The following is an 18,555-nucleotide window of genomic DNA, read 5'->3' as shown; positions in this document are numbered from 1 at the left end:
AAGGGAAGACCTGTGGTTGACCTGCGGTCGCCTGGCGGCCCGACAAGTTCAGGACGAACGGATGAGGGGTAGTGCTTTGGCCGAAAAGATCATCGTCATCGACGAGGGGACGACCTCGACCCGCACGATGCTTTTCAGCGCCGACGGCACGCCGCTCGGCAGTGCGCAGCGCGAGTTTCGGCAGCATTACCCTGGCCCCGGCCTCGTCGAGCATGACGCCGCCGAGATCTGGGAGGCCACCCTCGCCTGCACGCGCGAGATGATCGAGCAGGCGGGCGGCACCGGCGCGGTTGCGGCGATCGGCATCACCAACCAGCGCGAGACCGTCGTCTTCTGGGATCGCGCGACCGGCGAGCCGCTCGCCCCGGCGATCGTCTGGCAGGACCGGCGCTCGGCCGCCGACTGCGCCGCGCTGAAGGAAGCGGGGTACGAACCGCAGGCGCAGGCGAAGACCGGCCTGCTGCTCGATCCTTATTTTTCGGGCACCAAAATCGGCTGGGCGCTCCGCCATTGGCCGCAGCTCAAGGAGGCGGGTGAACGCCTCGCGGTCGGCACGATCGAATCCTATCTCGTTTATCGCCTGACCGGCGGGGCGCATGTCACCGATGCCAGCAATGCTTCGCGCACGCTGCTGATGGACATCAACGGCGCGGGCGGCTGGGACGAGGGATTGTGCGATCTGCTCGGCGTGCCGATGGCGCTTCTTCCCGAAATCACCGGCTGCACCGCCGCCGTCGGGACGACCGACCCAGAACTGTTCGGTGGCGCTATCCCGATATCGGGCATGGCGGGCGACCAGCAGGCGGCGACGATCGGCCAGGCGTGCCTGTCGCCGGGGCAGACCAAGGCGACCTTCGGCACCGGCGCCTTCATCCTGTCGGCCAGCGGCACCGCGCGGCCCGTATCGAACAACCGCCTCCTCGCGACGATCCTCGTGCAGGAAGGCGACGTCCGCTCTTATGCGCTCGAAGGATCGGTGTTCGTCGCGGGCAGCCTGATCAAATGGCTGCGCGACGGGCTCGGCCTGCTCGCGAGCGCGGGCGAGAGCGAGGGACTCGCGCGTTCGGTCGCCGATACTGGCGGCGTCTATCTGGTCCCCGCCCTCGCCGGCCTCGGCGCGCCGCACTGGCGGCCCGATGCGCTCGCCGCGCTGTCGGGGCTGAGCTTCGCCAGCACCAAGGCGCATGTCGCGCGCGCGGCGCTCGAGGCACAGGCCTATCAGGCGCACGACCTCAAATCGGCGTTCGCCGCCGACGGCGTCGATTGGGCCGAGGTCCGCATCGATGGCGGCATGGCCGCGAACGACTGGATGGCTCAGGACCTTGCCGACATGCTGGACATCGCCGTCGAGCGCCCCGATTTCGTCGAAAGTACCGCGCTCGGCGCCGCGATGCTCGCTGCGACCGGCGCTGGCCTCTATCCCGATCTTGCGAGCGCCGCCGCCGCGATGCGCGGCACCGCGACGCGCTTCACGCCCGCGCTGGACGCCGACAAACGCAAAACGCGCCTTGCCGGGTGGCAAAGCGCGCTTGCAAAGGTTTTGGCGTAACCGTGACCCCCGCCTTCACGGGGACGACGTATCTTAACGCTTGAGCGTCAGCCCACCGAAACGCTTGTTGAACTTCGCAACCTGGCCGCCCGCGTCGAGCATACGGCCCTGGCCACCGGTCCAGGCCGGGTGCGCGGTCGGGTCGATTTCGAGGGTCATCACGTCGCCCTCTTTGCCCCAGGTCGAACGCGTCTGATATTCGGTGCCATCGGTCATCTTGACCGTGATCATGTGATAATCGGGGTGAATGTCTTTTTTCATCTGTTGGCTCCTGTGCCGCCGGTTACCGACCGGCGAGCTTGAGTCGATGCTTTCCCCGTCACGGGGCCCGCGAAGCGGCTGCCCCTAACGGTGAACGGCGCAAAATGCAACACCTTGCCTCGTCATCCCGGACTTGATGCGGGATCTACAGCGACGCCGAAGCCATCGACCCCGGATCAAGTCCGGGGTGACGAGGCAGGATGGATCGGTTCAGTCGCTCGGCGGGTCGGCGATCATCGCGGTGAACTGGCATTCGGTCGCCAGCTGATCGCCCAGCATCGCCCGTCCCTCGAACTTGCAGATGTTCCGCTTCGCCTGCAGGATGGAGACGTGGAGGTCGAGCAGATGGCCCGGCTCCACGGGTTTGCGGAACTTCACGCCGTCGATGCCCATGAAATAGACGAGCTTGCCCGATCCCGCGAGGCCGAGCGATTCGATCGCGAGCACGCCGCCCGCCTGCGCCAGCGCCTCGACGATGAGGACGCCGGGCATGATCGGCCGGCCGGGGAAATGGCCCTGAAAGAAAGGCTCGTTCATGGTGACCGCCTTGACCGCGTGGATCGACTGGTCCCTGACCATCGATTCCACCCGGTCGACGAGCAGCATCGGATAGCGATGCGGCAAGAGGCCGAGAATCCGGCGGATGTCCGCCGGACCCATGGCTTCACCCTTTTCCCCGTCCGCCATACGGTTTAGCGCGTCGTCGGCGGGGTGCCGGCGGCCGGCGTGGCGGCGGCGCCCGGCTGCGCGGCGCGCGCCGCGTCCATCAGCTGCTGGTTGCGCTGCTGGACAAGCTGGCCGGGCTTGTAGCCGGCGGGCGGCGTGATCGTCACGCTCGGCAGGATCTTGTTGAGCTCGACGACCACCGCGTCCGTGATGTCGACATTATTCTCGCGCGCCAGCACCGCGTCGGGCTGCAGCAGCAGGTCGACCTTCTTGGCGGTCATCGCGGCCTTGATCGCTTCGTTCATGCGAACGCTGATCTGATCCTCGACATAGGCGAGCGCGAGCTCGACGGGCTCGCCGATCTTGCCCAGCTCTTCCTGCGCGGCCTGACGCTTGTCCTGCACCGCCTTCGCGGCGGCCTGCAGCGCGGTCTGGTTCTGCGGGCTCTTCTTCGCCTCTTCATTATATTTGGCGATCAGCACGTTCATTTCGGCCTGCAGCGTCTGGCCGCGGGTTTCCTGCTGGTCGATCTGCGCCTTGTAGGTCGTCTGGATCTGCTGCGAGGCGACGGTGAAGGCGTTCGACTTGGCGGCGGCGGCGCGCACGTCGGCGACCGCGACAGCGCGGGCCTGCGCGGCGGCGGGCGCGGCGAACATGGGCGAAACCGACAGCGCGGCGATGGCAAGCGCCGAAGCGGTGAAAATTTTCTTCATCAGAATTGGGTTCCTACGTTGAATGAGAAGCGTTTGGTATCGTCACCCTCTTCTTTGCGGAGGGCATAAGCGAAGTCGATCCGGAAGGGTCCGAAGGGAGAGTTCCAGTTGACGCCGGCGCCGATCGCGACGCGCGGCATCCAGCTATTGCCGTAAAAGCGTTCTTCGAACGGCGCGAGCGCGGCATAACCATTGGCGCTGTCGCAGGTCGAATAGAGCGTCGTGCTGCCTGTCGTCAACGTCGCGAACTTGATGTCACCGGTCGTCGCGTTGCGGCACTTATATTTGGTCAGGCCGTCCGACGGATCCCTGAAATCGGCGAGCGTCGTCAGCGTCGGGCGCTTCACGCTCCACACCGACCCGACATCGAGGAAGATCGACGGACGCAGGCCCAGTTCCTTGGCGCCGGTGCCGAGCGGAATGTCCATCTCGAGCCGGCCCTGATAATAGGCACGCCCGCCGAGCGCGTCGTCGATCAGGTTGTTGCGGTTCTTGAGGTCCGAATTGAGCACGGGGTTCGCCGGATCGGTCAGATCGACGTCGGTGAAGCGGATGACGCGCGGGCCGATACCGCGAATGTCGAAACCGCGCATCTGCGGCTCACCGAGTTGGAAGCGATCGACGAGGCGCACCTTGTCGCTCGTCGGGGTCGGGCGCCCGCCGAACGGATAGATATAACCGCCCTCGGCCGAGACGTTGAGGATGAAGCGGTTGCCCAGGTTGAAGTGCTTGCTGCCCTGGACGCGGGTGCGGGCATATTTGACGCTGCCGCCGAGCCCCGCGAAATCCTGGCTGAGCGACAGCGACTGGCCGCGCGTCGGACGCAGGCGGTTGTCGCGGTCGTCATAGGCGAGCGTGTAACCGAGCAGCGAGGTCGTGCGCTTGCCGATCGCGTCGCACAGATAGCGGCCGGCGACGAGCGGATCGCATTGACCGCCGAAATAATAGAGATTCTTGTCGAGCGACACATCGTCGAAGTTGATCGTGTAACGGCCGAAGAAGGACATGAACTCGGTCAGCGGCACGCCGACGTTGATCTGCGCGCCGGTCGTCACCTGCTGGAACGTCGTCCGGCGGTCGTTGTTGATGAAGTTGAACGAGTTCAGATCGCGACGATAGACGCTGCCGCCGATCGAGATATTGCGGTCGAACAGATAGGGTTCGGTAAAGCCGAGTTCGATCGACTTCGAATAGCTCGAATAGTTGACCGACGCCTGAAGCTGCTGGCCGAGGCCGCGGAAGTTGCGCTGGCGGATCGAACCCTGAAGCAGGAAATTCTCGATCGACGAGAAGCCGGCCGACAACGACAGTTCGCCCGTCGGCTTTTCCTCGACATTGGTCTCCAGGATGATGCGGTCGGGGGTCGAGCCTTCCTTGCGGTCGATCTCCAGATTCTCCTGGAAATAGCCGAGGCTGTTGAGGCGGTTTTCGGTGCGCTTGACGCCGAAGCTGTTGAAGGCATCGCCTTCGTTCAGGCGGAACTCGCGGCGCACCACCTTGTCGTGGGTCAGCGTGTTGCCGTTGACGTCGATGCGCTCCACATAAGTGCGCGGGCTTTCGCCGACGTCGAACGAAATATCCATCGTCCGCGTTTCGGCGTTGCGGTGAAATTCGGGATTGATGTCGGCAAAAGCGTAACCGAACAGGCCGGCGGTTTCGCTCAGGCTTTCGACCGTATCCTCGACCTGCTTGGCATTATACCAGTCGCCGGTCTTCATCGGCAGCAGCTTTTGCAGCATCTCGGGCTTGAAGTCGCGCAATTCGCTCTTCACGCTGACGTCGCCGAACTTGTAGCGCTCGCCCTCCTCGACGACATAGGTGATGATGAAATCCTGCTTGTTGCTGGTCAGCTCGGCAACCGCGGAGATGACGCGGAAGTCGGCATAGCCGTTCTGCAGGTAGAAGAGGCGCAGCTTCTGCTGGTCATAGGCGAGGCGATCGGGGTCGTAGCTGGTGTTCGACGACAGGATCGTCAGCAGGCCCGACTCCTTGGTCGCCATCTCGTCCTTGAGGTCGCCGTCGCTGAACTTCTCATTGCCGATGATGTTGATCTGGCGGACCTTCGACTTCGGCCCTTCGTTGATCTCGAACACCACGTCGACGCGGTTCTGGTCGAGCGAGACCATTTTCGGCTCGACGGTCGCGGCGAAGCGGCCCTGACGCTTGTAGAGCTCGATGATGCGCGCGACGTCGGCGCGGACCTTCGAGCGCGTGAAGATCTGGCGCGGCGCGAGCTTGATCTCGGGCCGGATCTTGTCTTCCTTCAGGCGCTTGTTGCCCTCCAGGATGACGCGGTTGATCACCGGATTCTCGGCCACCTGGATCGTCAGCGCGCCGTCTTCGTCGCTGATCTGATAATCCTTGAACAATTCGGTCGCCGCGAGGTCCTTGAGCGCCTGGTCGAGCGTCGCGCGGGTATAGGGCTGGCCGACGCGCAGGCGCAGATAGGACAGGATCGTCTGCGCCTCGAGCCGCTGGTTGCCGGTGACGGTGATCGACTTCACGGTCGTCGCGGTCGGAACCGCCTCCCCCGTGGGCGCGGGGACGTTCGGCGCGGGAACGGTCGGCGGTGCGGCTTCCTGTGCGTGGAGCGCCGCTGTCGGCCATGCGAGCATGGTTCCCGCCATAAGAAGCGCCGATAGCTGGGTCCGCGCCCGGATTTTTTGTGAAGCCACGCTGTTCATCCCGCAAAAATAACTCAAAAGCGACAAACCCGCTTGCCCACAGGTCCGCGCGCACTCCTGCCCCAGTCCGCTTATCCAATCAAGCGCGCGATCCGGTCCCAGACCCCGATTGAGCCCAAATCGTTGAAAGTCACGACCAGCATCAGCGTCACGATCGCCACGAAACCGAATCGGAACGCCCATTCCTGCGCCTCGGCGGGGGCAGGACGGCGCCGGATCGCCTCATAGGCATAGAAAAGCAGATGGCCGCCATCGAGCATCGGCAATGGCAACAGATTTATGAACCCCAGATTGATGGACACGAAGGCGATGAACCAGATCAGCGCCGTCGGCCCGAGCGACGCCTGCTCGCCCGATTGCTTCGCGATTCGCAAGGGGCCGCCCATTTCCTTGACCGAACGTTGCCCGGTGAGGAACTGGCCCAGGGCCTTGCCCGTCAGGCGCATGATGTCCCAGGTCTGTGCCGCGCTTGCCTGAACCGCCGCCAAGGGTCCCACGGGCGTGTGGGTGATCGGCCCCGACCGGATGCCGATGATCGCCATGTCGGCCTTGTTGCCGAAATCATCGGTTATCGTCGTGATCCGCGGCTTCAGCGTGACGGTGAACCGATCGCCGCCGCGCTCCACCTCGATCACGGCCGGCCGGCCGAGGTCATAGGCGACCATATTCGGTATCGCATCGAAGCTTTCGATGGCCTGCCCGTCGATCCGCACGATGCGGTCGCCGACGCGGAGTCCAGCGGCCTCCGCCGCGCTTCCCGCTTGCACCCCGCCGATAACGGGCGGAAGCGCCGGGGCGCCATAGGCCATGAAGAAACCCGCGAAAACCAGGATCGCGAACAGCAAGTTGGTGAGCGGCCCCGCAAGGACGATCAAGGCGCGTTTCCACACGGGCTGCGCCGGAAAGGTGTGCGATCGCTCTTCGGTGGGAAGCGTCTGCCAGCCCGCATCGGGCTGGCTCACCGCATCGCGGTCGCCCGCGAACTGGACATAGCCGCCGAGCGGCAGCCAGCCGATCTTCCATTCGGTGCCGCGCCTGTCGGTCCAGCCGACGATTCTGCGCCCGAAGCCGATCGAGAAGGCGTCGGCCTTTACCCCGCACCAGCGGCCGACGATGTAATGACCATATTCGTGCACGAAGACCAGCGGCCCGAGCACGAGCAGGAAGCCCACAAAATACAGCCACAGGGGCACGTCATGCATGTTCGTATCGGTCCACAAAATGCTGCGCGGCCGCGCGCGATGCGGCATCGACGCTGAATATGTCCTGAAGCGACACGGGCAGCGAGGGCGCCTCGGCCTCGATCACGCGGCGCACCGTATCGACGATCGCCGGGAAGGAAATGCGCCCCGCGAGGAACGCGGCGACCGCGACCTCGTTCGCGGCGTTGAGCTGCGCCGGGCGCGCGCCGCCCTCGGCGATCGCGGCGCGGCAGAGCGCGGTGGCGGGAAAGCGCATCTCGTCGGGCGCCTCGAAGTCGAGCCGCGCGATCGATGCGAGGTCGAGCGGCGCGCAGGGCGTCGCCATCCGCTGCGGCCAGGCGAGCGCGCTGCTGATCGGAATCCGCATGTCGGGCGAGCCGAGCTGCGCCAGCGTCGAGCAATCGACATATTCGACGAGGCTGTGGATCACCGACTGCGGGTGAACGAGAATCTCGATGCGGTCGAGCCCGACGGGGAACAGATGATGCGCCTCGATGAGTTCGAGCCCCTTGTTCATCATCGTCGCCGAATCGACGCTGATCTTCGCGCCCATTGACCAGTTCGGATGCGCGACCGCCTGCGCCGGGGTGACGCGCGTCATCGCCTCGGCGCTCATCGTGCGGAACGGCCCGCCGCTGGCGGTCAGGATGATCCGCCGCACCTGATCGATGCGCCCGCCCGCGAGGCACTGGAAGATTGCATTATGCTCGCTGTCGACCGGCAGGATCGTCGCGCCCGATTTGCGCGCCGCCGCGGTCATCAGTTCGCCCGAAGAGACGAGCGCTTCCTTGTTGGCGAGCGCGACGTCGATGCCCGCCTCAAGCGCCGCCATCGTCGGCGCAAGGCCGGCGGTGCCGACGATCGCCGCCATCACCAGATCGGTCGGATGCTTCGCCGCCGCGATCAACGCCTCGGCCCCCGCCGCGACCCCGATATTCGTGCCCGCGAGCGCTTCCTTGAGTTCGGCATGGCGCGCTTCGTCGGCAATCACGACGAGCTCGGGCCGAAATTCGAGCGCGAGGCGCGCCAGCTCGCCGACATCGCTGTTCGCGGTCAGCACACTCACCCGCCACGCCTCGCCATCGCGGCGCACGAGGTCGAGGGTCGACTGCCCGACCGACCCCGTCGCGCCGAAGAGCGAGAGGCGGCGCATGATCAGCCGGCCGCCCGCACAGCGATATCGCCCATGAAAGCCAGCGCGCCGAGCAGCAGGGCCACCGGCAACAGCCCGTCGACGCGGTCGAACAGCCCGCCATGGCCGGGGATCAGCTTGCCCGAATCCTTGACCCCGGCGCGGCGTTTCATCCAGCTTTCGCCAAGGTCGCCGAGCTGCGCGAGCAGCCCCATGAACAGGCCGATCCACAGCGGCACGCCGATGATACCGGCGCGATCGCCGATCGTCGCGCTGGCGATGAGCGCGGCGACCATGCCGCCGATCAGCCCCGACCAGGTCTTCGACGGGCTGATCGCGGGCGCGAGGCGCGCGCCGCCGAAGGCGCGGCCGGCGAAATAGGCACCGATATCGGTCGCCCACACCATGCCGAACACCCAGAGCGCCGCGGTCATGCCCAGATGGTCGCGGATGAACCAGAGTCCCGCCATCGCGCCAAGGATCGCGAGCGGCCCGAGCAGCATCAGCGCCATCTTCGCGCCGCCGCCCAGCGTCATCGCGCGGACGAGCGCCAGCCATTCGACGACGACGAGCGCGCCGCCGACGAGCAGCAGCAGGCCGAAGGCGATGCCGCCGAACCACAGCGCGGTGCCCGCGATCGCGAACAGGACGATCGCCGATCCCACGCGGGTCCAAAGGTCCGACTTACCAGCCACCATATCTCAAAGCCCCCCGTAGCGGCGCTCGCGCCGCGCGAAATGATCGAGCGCCGCCTGCAGGTCGGCGGGCTTGAAATCGGGCCACAGCGTATCGGTGAAATAGAGCTCGGCATAGGCCGATTGCCACAGCAGGAAATTCGACAGGCGCACTTCACCCGAGGTGCGGATGAGCAGGTCGAGCGGCGGCAGATCGGCGGTGTCGAGATGCGCCTCGATCGCCTCGGCCGTGATCGCTCCCGCCGCAGCAGCAGCGGTGGCCGCGCGCACGAGCTCGTCCTGCGCGCCATAGTTGAGCGCGACCGCCAGCGTCGTGCGGCTGTTATGCGCGGTGCGATCGAGCGCCTTTTCGATCAGTTCGACAACGTCGGGCGCGAGCGCGCGCCAGTTGCCGATGATCTTGAGCTTCACGTCATTCGCGGCGAATTCGTCGAGGTCGGAGAGGATGAAGCGCTTCATCAGCCCCATCAGGTCGCTGACCTCTTCCTCTGGCCGCTTCCAGTTCTCCGACGAAAAGGCGTAGAGCGTCAGCGCTTCCAGCCGCATTTCCGCCGCCGCGCGGACGATCGTGCGCACCGCCTCGACCCCGGCCTTGTGCCCGGCGACGCGCGGCAGGAAGCGCTTCTTGGCCCAGCGGCCATTGCCGTCCATGATGATGGCGACATGGCGCGCGCCGTGGTCGCTCATAAATCCTCCCCGGCACGGGGAGGGGGACCATCGAAGGTGGTGGAGGGGCACATGAGGCCACGCGAAGCGTATGATGGAGGGCGCCCCTCCACCATGCTTCGCATGGTCCCCCTCCCCGTGCCGGGGAGGATCGCGATGGCGGCACCGTCGCGCATGCGTTTAGCCCAAAATTTCCTTTTCCTTCGCCGCCGCCGCCGCATCGATGTCGGCGATGGTGCTGTCGGTCAGCTTCTGGACCTCGGTTTCGGAGCGCTTGCGCTCGTCCTCGCTGATTTCCTTCTTGTTCTCGTCGGTCTTGAGATTGTCCATGCCGTCGCGGCGGACGTTGCGGACCGCGACGCGCGCCTTTTCGGCATATTGGCCGGCGAGCTTCGACAGTTCCTTGCGGCGTTCCTGCGTCATTTCGGGGATCGGCAGGCGCAAAAGCTGGCCGTCGACGATCGGGTTGAGACCGAGGCCCGCCGAGCGGATCGCCTTGTCGACCGGGCCGACGTTCGATTTGTCCCACACTTGCACCGCGAGCATCCGCGGCTCGGGAACGCTGACCGAGGCGACCTGGTTCAGCGGCATGTGGCTGCCATAGACCTCGACCGTCACCGGATCGAGCAACGCGCTGTTCGCGCGGCCGGTGCGCAGGCCCGCCAGGTCGTGCTTCAGCGATTCGACCGCGCCGTGCATCCGGCGTTCGAGGTCGGCCTTGTCATATTTCGCCATCTGTCTTTCCTCTCTTGATCTCGTCAGTCGGCCTGGCCAACGACGGTGGCAACGCCCTCGCCCGCCAGCACGCGCGCCAGATTGCCGGCCTCGCGGATGTTGAACACGACGATCGGGATATTGTTGTCGCGGCAGAGCGCCACCGCGCTCGCGTCCATGACCTTCAGATTGTCGGCGAGCACGCGATCGTAGCTGAGGCTGTCATAGCGGACCGCGTTCGCGTCCTTCTTGGGATCGGCGTTATAGACGCCGTCGACGCTCGTGCCCTTGAGGAGCGCGTCGCACTTCATCTCGGCGGCGCGCAGCGCGGCGCCGCTGTCGGTGGTGAAATAAGGCGCGCCGACGCCCGCGGCGAAGATCACGACACGGCCCTTTTCGAGGTGGCGTTCGGCGCGGCGGCGGATCACCGGCTCGCACACCTTGTCCATCTCGATCGCCGACTGGACGCGCGTCTGGACGCCGAGTTGTTCGAGCGCATTCTGCATCGCGAGCGCGTTCATCACCGTCGCAAGCATCCCCATATAGTCGGCCTGCGCGCGGTCCATGCCCTTGGCGGCGCCCGCCATGCCGCGGAAGATATTGCCGCCGCCGATGACGAGGCAGATTTCGAGCCCGCGGTCCTTCGCTTCCTTGACCTCGGCGGCCATGCTCGCGACCGTTTCGGGATCGATGCCGAAGGGGGTGGAGCCCATCAACGCCTCGCCCGACAGCTTGAGCAATATGCGTTTCATGCCGGGCAATGCCATGTCGGGGGGAACCTCTTGCAAACTCACCAAATGCGAATGGCGCGCACCCTAGTGAAGGCGCGCGCCATTGCCAAGCGGACTGCCGCGCCTCGGCGCAGCAATCCGTTCCTTCTTTTTAGACGCCGGCGGCCGCAGCGACTTCCGCCGCGAAGTCGCTTTCTTCCTTCTCGATACCTTCACCGAGCTGGAAGCGGACGAAGCCCTTGAGCGTGATCGTCGCGCCGACATCCTTGCCGGCCGCGGCGACGACTTCGGCGACCGGGGTTTTGCCGTCCATCACGAACAGCTGCGACAGCAGCGCGTTTTCCTTGCGGAACTTGGCGATCGAGCCGTCGACCATCTTGGCGACGATCTCGGCAGGCTTGCCCGACTGTGCCGCCTTTTCCTCGGCGATCGCTCGTTCGCGCGCCACCAGGTCGGCGTCGAGGTCGTCGCCGTTCAGTGCCAGCGGGTTCGCGGCCGCGACGTGCATCGCAAGCTGCTTGCCCAACGGTTCGAGAACGTCGGCGCCCGCGGTCGATTCGAGCGCGACGAGCACGCCGATCTTGCCCATGCCGGGCGCGGCGGCGTTGTGGACATAGCCGGTGACGACGCCCGAGCCGACCGACAGGATCGCCGCGCGGCGCAGCGACTGGTTCTCGCCGATCGTCGCGATGTTGCTCGTCAGCTTCTCGGCGACGGTGCCGCCGGTCGGATAGGTCGCAGCGGCGAGCGCATCGATGTCGGTGATATTGTTCGCGAGCGCGACCTGCGTCACGTCGCGGACGAAGTCCTGGAACTGCTCGTTCTTGCCGACGAAATCGGTTTCGCTGTTCACTTCGACGAGCGCGCCCTTGGCGCCGTCGGTCGCGAAACCGACGAGACCTTCGGCGGCGACGCGGCCGGCCTTCTTGGCGGCGGCGGCGAGGCCTTTGGTGCGCAGCCAGTCGATCGACGCCTCGATGTCGCCGCCGTTTTCGGCGAGCGCCTTCTTGCAGTCCATCATGCCGGCGCCGGTGCGATCGCGCAGTTCCTTGACGAGGGCGGCCGTGATCTCAGCCATGGGATATTCCTTTCCAAAGGGGCGGGCGCGTTCGGGCCCGCGGGACGCCCGCGCGCATGGCGGGGCGATAAGTCAAAGGGATGACAGGGACGGCGCGAGCATGATGCCGCGCCGCCCCGTCATGCCCAGAGCGGATTAGGCGTCGCTCTGGCGTTCGGTTTCGGCCGCCGCTTCGGCGGGAACCTGCTCGTCTTCGTTCGGAGCGGCTTCGACCAGCGCCGGTTCGGCGACGGGCTCGACGGCCGCGCCCAGATCCTCGCCGCGATCGGCGCGGGCCTGCTGGCCGCCGCGGGTCGCCGCCTGGGCCACCGCGTCGCAGTAAAGGCGGATGGCGCGCGCGGCGTCATCATTCGCCGGAACCGGGAAGGCGATGCCGTCGGGCGAGACGTTCGAATCGAGGATCGCGACGACGGGAATGCCGAGGACGTTGGCTTCCTTGATCGCCAGCTCTTCCTTGTTCGCGTCGATCACGAACATCACGTCGGGAATGCCGCCCATGTCGCGAATGCCGCCGAGTGACATTTCGAGCTTGTCGCGCTCACGCGTCTTGTTGAGCACTTCCTTCTTGGTGAGGCCCGAGGTGTCGCCCGAAAGCTGTTCCTCGAGCGTCTTGAGGCGCTTGATCGAGTTCGAGATCGTCTTCCAGTTGGTGAGCATGCCGCCCAGCCAGCGGTGGTTGACGAAATGCTGGCCCGAGGCGCGGGCCGCATCGGCGATCGGACCCTGCGCTTGGCGCTTGGTGCCGACGAACAGCACCTTGCCGCCCGCCGCCGAGGTCGACGAGATGAAGTCGAGCGCACGCGCGAAGAGCGGCACGGTCTGCGACAGGTCGAGAATGTGGATGCCGTTGCGCGCGCCGAAGATATACGGCTTCATGCGCGGGTTCCAGCGGTGGGTCTGGTGGCCGAAGTGGGCGCCAGCCTCGATAAGATTCTGCATCGTGACGACAGGGGCCGCCATAGTCTTTCTCCTTCCGGTTAGTCCTCTGGAAGGCAAGAACCGAGGCATCCGCGAGGGGATGGACCCGGCACCGGTATGTGCGCCTTCCATGTGGAATGGGCGGCCCGTTAGCGGGGCCGACGCGGAAATGCAAGGGGAGAAGGACAAACGGTTGCGGCGGGATGCGCAGCGGGAGATGGGAAAGGTGGAGGACGACCGGAAGCGGACCTATCTTCATCGTCATCCCGGACTTGATCCGGGATCCATTCTCGCAGCGCCGGTTGATGGATCCCGGATCAAGTCCGGGATGACGAGAGTCTGAAAATCGCGCTCAGCATCTCTTATCTTCATCATTCCCGCGAAAGAAAATGGGGAATGCCCATCCCTCTCCCAAAGCCCACGCCTCAAACACACTCAACTCATCGACGAAACCAAACGGTTCATCGCAACATCATTGAGAACAAAACAGGAACATGGAACGAAGAACGCAAGGAAACCGTCCAATGGACACGGGTTTCGCACATCGAAGCCGGAAGGACAAGCTCATGGTTCAGGTCGCTGCCGCTCTCCTCTTCGCCGTCGCTGCCGGGCTCGGCCTGACGGTCATCCTCGCGATGCTGAAAACCAACGAGACAGCGATTCTTTCGGCGCTGCTCGGCGAAGGCGCCTTTCCGGCCGAGGCCGCGCCCCAGCCCGGCCCGGCTTCGCGCGTCGTGACGCTGCGCCGGTCGCCCGAACGCCGCGATGCGCCGCGCCCGCTTCGCGCCGAGGTCCGCACCCAACCGCAGTTCAGCCGCGCCGCCTGACCCTAGCATAGCTCGCGACGCCGAAAGGCAGCAACGTCACATAGACAGCACAGACCGCCAGCAAGGTCTGCCACGGCGCAGTGACGAGCGCCGCGCCGAGCAGGCCCACGCCGGCAAGCGCGAACAATCGCCACGACCGGCGCAGGCGGATCGACGACCAGCTATACGTCGGGATCGCCGAAATCATCAGCATCGCAACGCCGAGCGCCCAGGGCATCACGACATACCATTCGCGGAACAGGTCGTTGCCGCTCGAAAGCCAGAGATAGACCGGAACGAAGGCCAGCCCCGCCCCGGCGGGCGCAGGAATGCCGGTGTTGAAACCCGCCGACTTGTGCGGCTGGACGTCGGCGTCCATGCGCGAGTTGAAGCGCGCGAGGCGCAGCGCGCAGCCGACTGCGAGCGCCAGTGCCGCGGTCCAGCCGAATTTGGGCGCGTCGTCCAGCGACCACAGGAACAGGATCATCGCCGGCGCGACGCCGAAGGCTATGACGTCAGAGAGCGAATCGAGCTCGGCGCCGAACTTGCTCTGCGCGCGGAGCAGGCGAGCGATGCGCCCGTCCATCCCGTCGAGCACACCGGCGAAGATCACCGCGGCGAGCGCCTTTTCCCATTCCTCGCCGATCGCGAAGCGCACCCCGGTCAGCCCGAAGCAGAGCGCGAGCGCGGTGATCGCATTGGGCGCGAAAGCGCGCAGCGGGATGCCGCCCAGGCGGCGCTGTTCGGCGTCGACGCTCGTCTGCGGCGCGTCGGACATTATTGCCCGATGCCGTCGAGGATTTCGGACGTGCCGATCCGCGCAATCACCGTTTCGCCCGCGAGCGCACGCTGCCCCAGCAATATCTGCGGGGTCGTGCCCGCGGGCAGATAGACGTCGACGCGGCTGCCGAAACGGATCAGCCCGACGCGCTGCCCGGTCTGAAGCTCGGTCCCCATGCTCACGAACGGCATGATGCGCCGCGCGACCAGCCCGGCGATCTGGGTGAAGCCGATGCGGACGCCGTCGCCGCGTTCGACGACGAAATGCTGGCGCTCATTCTCCTCGCTCGCCTTGTCGAGGTCGGCGTTCACGAATTTGCCGGGAATATAGACGAGCTTGCGGAGCGTCCCCGCGACCGGGGTGCGGTTGATGTGGACGTCGAAGACGCTCATGAAGATCGACACGCGCAGCATCGGCGCGTCGCCGAGGCCATCGGCGCCCGCGATCTCGGGCGGCGGCAGAACTTCGGCGATCTGGGTCACGAGGCCATCCGCGGGTGCGATCACCACATCGGCGCCGGTCGGCGTGACGCGCACCGGATCGCGAAAGAAGGCCGCGACCCAGATGGTGACGCCGAACGCCAGCCAGCCGGCGATCTCCCACCCGAGCAGCCAGAAGCAGAGGGTGACGACGCCCGCGATCAGCAGGAATTTGCGGCCTTCCGGGTGGATCGACGGCCAGCGCCATTTGATGCCGCCGCCCGGACGATTGGAAGAGAGGATAGAGGACATGCCGGTCTTTCTAGAAAGGCGAACGGTCATAGACAATCGAATAAGCCGCCCCGCGGGTTCCACCACGGCCATTGATCAATCGCGCCGCTTTCCCTAAGGCCCGCTGCAACTCCGACTCCCCAAGGAAAAAGGCTGAACGCATGGGCAAGATCAAGGTAGTCAATCCGGTCGTCGAACTCGACGGCGACGAAATGACCCGGATCATCTGGCAATGGATCCGCGAACGGCTGATCCTGCCCTATCTCGACATCGACCTCCATTATTACGACCTGGGCATCGAGGAACGCGACCGCACCGACGACAAGATCACCGTCGAGGCCGCGAACGCGATCAAGAAGCACGGCGTCGGCGTCAAATGCGCGACGATCACCCCCGACGAAGCGCGCGTCGAGGAATTCGGGCTCAAGAAGATGTGGAAGTCGCCGAACGGCACGATCCGCAACATCCTGGGCGGCGTCGTCTTCCGCGAGCCGATCGTGATGAAGAACGTCCCGCGCCTCGTCCCCGGCTGGACCGACCCGATCGTCGTCGGCCGTCATGCCTTCGGCGACCAGTATAAGGCGACCGACTTCCGCGTCCCCGGCCCCGGCAAGCTGCGCCTGGTGTTCGAGGGCGAGGACGGCACGCTGATCGACGAGGAGGTGTTCCAGTTCCCCTCCTCGGGCGTCGCGATGGGGATGTACAACCTCGACGATTCGATCCGCGACTTCGCGCGCGCCAGCCTCAACTACGGCCTCGCGCGCCAGTGGCCGGTGTATCTGTCGACCAAGAACACGATCCTCAAGGCCTATGACGGCCGCTTCAAGGATCTGTTCGAAGAAGTCTATATCGACGAGTTCAAGCCGAAGTTCGACGAGCTCGGCATCACTTACGAGCATCGCCTGATCGACGACATGGTCGCATCGGCGCTCAAGTGGAGCGGCAAGTTCGTCTGGGCGTGCAAGAATTACGACGGCGACGTCCAGTCGGATACCGTCGCGCAGGGCTTCGGCTCGCTCGGCCTGATGACCAGCGTGCTGATGACCCCCGACGGCAAGACCGTCGAATCGGAGGCCGCGCACGGCACCGTCACCCGCCATTACCGTATGCACCAGCAGGGCAAGGCGACCTCGACCAACCCGATCGCGTCGATCTTCGCCTGGACCGGCGGGCTCAAGCATCGCGGCAAGCTCGACGGCACGCCCGAGGTGACGAAGTTCGCCGACGACCTCGAAAAAATCTGCGTCGCGACGGTCGAAAGCGGCAAGATGACCAAGGATCTCGCGCTGCTGATCGGACCCGACCAGAACTGGCTGACCACCGAAGGTTTCTTCGAAGCGATCGTCGAGAATCTCGACAAGAAGATGGGCGCCTGAGGCCGCAATCCATAAACAACCAAAAAGGTTGGGATAGACATCTAGCCAATCGGGGCCGGCCTGCATAAAGTCGGCCCCATATGGTATCGGAAACGGACACATCCCTCATCGGCGACGCGCTGGTGGTGTTGGGCGCCGCGGGCGTCATCATTCCCGCCTTTGCGCGCTTTCGTATCTCGCCGGTCATCGGCTTCATTCTTGTCGGCCTGCTCGTCGGCCCGTCGGGCCTCGGATCGCTGACCGGCGATTATTCTTGGCTGCGCCACGTCACCATCGGGTCGGCCGAGGAGATCGCGCTCTTCGCCGAACTCGGCATCGTGCTGCTGCTCTTTTCGATCGGCCTTGAACTGTCGTTCCGCCGCCTGTGGCAGCTTCGCAAGCTGGTGTTCGGCATCGGTGCCGCCGAGTTGTTCGTGGCGGGCGCGATCCTCGGCACCGCGCTGCTGTTCGTCGGCAATCTCTCCACCGCCGCCGCCTATGGCCTCGGCATCGCCCTCGCCCTTTCGTCCACCGCGCTGGTGCTGCCGATCGCGGGAACGAAATCGGCGGTCGGCCGCGCCTCCTTTTCGATGCTGCTGTTCGAGGATCTGGCGCTGGTTCCGATCATCTTCGTCCTCGCGGCATTTTCACCCGCGACGTCAGGGAACAGCACCGAACTGCTGCTCACCACCCTGTGGCAAGGCGCGGTCGTCGTCGCCGGGCTGGCGATCGGCGGCTGGTTCCTGCTGCCCAAGATTTTCGCGCAAGCGGCGCGCGCCAAGGATCCCGAGCTCTTCCTCGCCGCGAGCCTGCTCGTGGTCATTGTCGCGGCGCTCGCGACCGCCGCGGTCGGCCTGTCGCCGATTGTCGGCGCGCTGCTCGCCGGACTGATGATCGCCGAAACCGAATATCATAACGAGGTCGAAGCGATCACCGCGCCGTTCAAGGGGCTAGCGCTCGGGGTCTTCCTGATCAGCGTCGGCATGGGGCTCAATCTCAAGAGCATCGCCGCGCTGTGGCCGCAACTCATCGCCGCGGTCGTCGGCGTGGTCATCGTCAAGGCGGCCGTCACCGCCGCACTGCTGCGCTTCTCGGGCGCGGCGCGGCGCGGGACCGCGGCCGAGGTCGGCCTGTTGATGGCGAGCCCGTCCGAAACGACGCTGATCGTGCTCGCGACGGCGTTCCAGGCGCAGCTCATCAGCCGCGAAACCGCCGAATTCTGGCAGCTCGTCACCGCGATCGGCCTGACGATCACCCCGCTGCTCGCCCGGATCGGCCATGACATCGCGCGCCGCATCGAAATGCGGAACGCGGATGCCGAGATCGGGGAGGAAGCCCCGCCGCGGCGCACCGTGATCGTCGGCTTCGGCCGCGTCGGGCGGATCGTCGCCGAACTGCTCCGCGAGCATGGACGCCCCTATATCGCGGTCGATGCCGATATCGACACGGTCGCGGCGGCGCGGCGCGACGGCTTCACGGTCCGCTTCGCCGACGTCGCGCGGCCGGGCAGCCTCGACCATCTGGGGATCGAGGTGGCCGACGCCGTCGTCCTGACCATGGACGATCCGGTGCAGCAGCTTCGCATGACGCGCCAGCTTCGGCGCAAATATCCCGACCTGCCGATCATCAGCCGCGCGCGCGGGGCGGACCATGCCGCCGCCCTTTATCAGGCGGGCGCGACCGACGCGGTGCCCGAGACGCTGGAAAGCTCGTTGCAACTCGCCGAGGCGGTGCTGATCGACCTTGGCGTCGCGATGGGGCCCGTCATCGCCTCGATCCACGACGTGCGCGCGAAGATGCGCCACGACATCATGACCAAGGGCCACCTCGATCGCGAACCGCGCATCCCAAAGCTGCGAACGCCGGGCAGTTAGCGCGCGATCATATTGGACGA

Annotated in this window: 18 protein-coding genes; 4 read left to right on the top strand and 14 right to left on the bottom strand. The window is 65.7% G+C overall.

Going from position 1 to position 18,555, the window contains the following annotated elements; genetic code table 11:
• Nucleotides 1–76: 76 nt before the first annotated feature.
• Entirely contained in the window at nt 77–1,549 is a 1,473-nt protein-coding gene (locus NP825_RS03605; protein ID WP_257548460.1) for a glycerol kinase, read from the top strand.
• A gap of 33 nt (nt 1,550–1,582) precedes the next feature.
• On the opposite strand, the gene rpmE is transcribed toward NP825_RS03605, so the two are convergent.
• The 12 genes from rpmE to rpsB form a co-directional block, all read right to left on the bottom strand.
• Complete coding sequence (gene rpmE, locus NP825_RS03600) at nt 1,583–1,810, bottom strand: 50S ribosomal protein L31 (RefSeq protein ID WP_257548458.1); 228 nt, start codon at nt 1,808–1,810, stop codon at nt 1,583–1,585.
• Between the two features lie 210 nt (nt 1,811–2,020).
• Entirely contained in the window at nt 2,021–2,497 is a 477-nt protein-coding gene (gene fabZ, locus NP825_RS03595) for a 3-hydroxyacyl-ACP dehydratase FabZ (protein ID WP_257548456.1), read from the bottom strand.
• Between the two features lie 5 nt (nt 2,498–2,502).
• Nucleotides 2,503–3,189 carry an OmpH family outer membrane protein gene (locus NP825_RS03590; RefSeq protein ID WP_257548454.1) on the bottom strand — a complete coding sequence of 229 codons (687 nt, stop codon included), beginning with the start codon at nt 3,187–3,189 and terminating at the stop codon, nt 2,503–2,505.
• Nucleotides 3,189–5,873: an outer membrane protein assembly factor BamA gene (gene bamA / locus NP825_RS03585; RefSeq protein WP_257548452.1), complete on the bottom strand. Its 2,685-nt coding sequence runs from the start codon at nt 5,871–5,873 to the stop codon at nt 3,189–3,191. Before bamA ends, NP825_RS03590 begins: the two co-directional genes overlap by 1 nt.
• Nucleotides 5,874–5,944: 71 nt before the next feature.
• Nucleotides 5,945–7,075, bottom strand: a complete 1,131-nt coding sequence (gene rseP, locus NP825_RS03580; RefSeq protein ID WP_257548450.1) for an RIP metalloprotease RseP — start codon at nt 7,073–7,075, stop codon at nt 5,945–5,947.
• Nucleotides 7,068–8,228, bottom strand: coding sequence for a 1-deoxy-D-xylulose-5-phosphate reductoisomerase (locus NP825_RS03575; protein ID WP_257548448.1), 1,161 nt, complete (start codon nt 8,226–8,228; stop codon nt 7,068–7,070). The genes rseP and NP825_RS03575 overlap by 8 nt, the downstream gene beginning before the upstream one ends.
• Nucleotides 8,229–8,230: 2 nt before the next feature.
• Nucleotides 8,231–8,902: a phosphatidate cytidylyltransferase gene (locus NP825_RS03570; protein WP_257548446.1), complete on the bottom strand. Its 672-nt coding sequence runs from the start codon at nt 8,900–8,902 to the stop codon at nt 8,231–8,233.
• 6 nt (nt 8,903–8,908) lie between these two features.
• A complete protein-coding gene (gene uppS, locus NP825_RS03565; RefSeq protein ID WP_257548444.1) occupies nt 8,909–9,589 on the bottom strand; it encodes a polyprenyl diphosphate synthase in 681 nt (226 codons plus the stop codon).
• A 159-nt stretch (nt 9,590–9,748) separates the two neighbouring features.
• Entirely contained in the window at nt 9,749–10,303 is a 555-nt protein-coding gene (frr, locus tag NP825_RS03560; RefSeq protein ID WP_257548442.1) for a ribosome recycling factor, read from the bottom strand.
• Between the two features lie 23 nt (nt 10,304–10,326).
• Nucleotides 10,327–11,049, bottom strand: coding sequence for a UMP kinase (gene pyrH / locus NP825_RS03555; protein ID WP_257548439.1), 723 nt, complete (start codon nt 11,047–11,049; stop codon nt 10,327–10,329).
• A 115-nt stretch (nt 11,050–11,164) separates the two neighbouring features.
• On the bottom strand, nt 11,165–12,091 hold the full coding sequence (gene tsf, locus NP825_RS03550) for a translation elongation factor Ts (RefSeq protein ID WP_257548436.1): 927 nt from the start codon (nt 12,089–12,091) through the stop codon (nt 11,165–11,167).
• Nucleotides 12,092–12,226: 135 nt separating this feature from the next.
• Nucleotides 12,227–13,051, bottom strand: coding sequence for a 30S ribosomal protein S2 (gene rpsB, locus NP825_RS03545; protein ID WP_257548434.1), 825 nt, complete (start codon nt 13,049–13,051; stop codon nt 12,227–12,229).
• A gap of 524 nt (nt 13,052–13,575) precedes the next feature.
• On the opposite strand from rpsB, the gene NP825_RS03540 reads away from it, so the two are divergent.
• Nucleotides 13,576–13,836: a hypothetical protein gene (locus NP825_RS03540; RefSeq protein ID WP_257548432.1), complete on the top strand. Its 261-nt coding sequence runs from the start codon at nt 13,576–13,578 to the stop codon at nt 13,834–13,836.
• On the opposite strand, the gene NP825_RS03535 is transcribed toward NP825_RS03540, so the two are convergent.
• Together NP825_RS03535 and NP825_RS03530 are read right to left on the bottom strand one after the other, a co-directional pair.
• On the bottom strand, nt 13,820–14,593 hold the full coding sequence (locus NP825_RS03535; protein WP_257548430.1) for a phosphatidylcholine/phosphatidylserine synthase: 774 nt from the start codon (nt 14,591–14,593) through the stop codon (nt 13,820–13,822). The two genes, NP825_RS03540 and NP825_RS03535, sit on opposite strands and share 17 nt — an antisense overlap.
• The gene (locus NP825_RS03530; protein ID WP_257548428.1) at nt 14,593–15,327 is read right to left on the bottom strand and encodes a phosphatidylserine decarboxylase; all 735 of its coding nucleotides are present in this window, start codon (nt 15,325–15,327) and stop codon (nt 14,593–14,595) included. The genes NP825_RS03535 and NP825_RS03530 overlap by 1 nt, the downstream gene beginning before the upstream one ends.
• A gap of 140 nt (nt 15,328–15,467) precedes the next feature.
• Between NP825_RS03530 and NP825_RS03525 the strand changes: the two genes are divergently transcribed.
• Together NP825_RS03525 and NP825_RS03520 are read left to right on the top strand one after the other, a co-directional pair.
• Nucleotides 15,468–16,682: an NADP-dependent isocitrate dehydrogenase gene (locus tag NP825_RS03525; protein ID WP_257548426.1), complete on the top strand. Its 1,215-nt coding sequence runs from the start codon at nt 15,468–15,470 to the stop codon at nt 16,680–16,682.
• 80 nt (nt 16,683–16,762) lie between these two features.
• Nucleotides 16,763–18,535 (top strand): cation:proton antiporter, encoded by a 1,773-nt coding sequence (locus NP825_RS03520; RefSeq protein ID WP_257548424.1) that lies wholly within the window; start codon nt 16,763–16,765, stop codon nt 18,533–18,535.
• Nucleotides 18,536–18,555 lie beyond the last annotated feature (20 nt).

The sequence above is a fragment of the Sphingopyxis sp. DBS4 genome (genome assembly GCF_024628865.1).
GTDB lineage: Bacteria > Pseudomonadota > Alphaproteobacteria > Sphingomonadales > Sphingomonadaceae > Sphingopyxis.
Note: the sequence above shows the minus strand (reverse complement) of the source record. Positions and strands in the feature narration are given on the sequence as shown.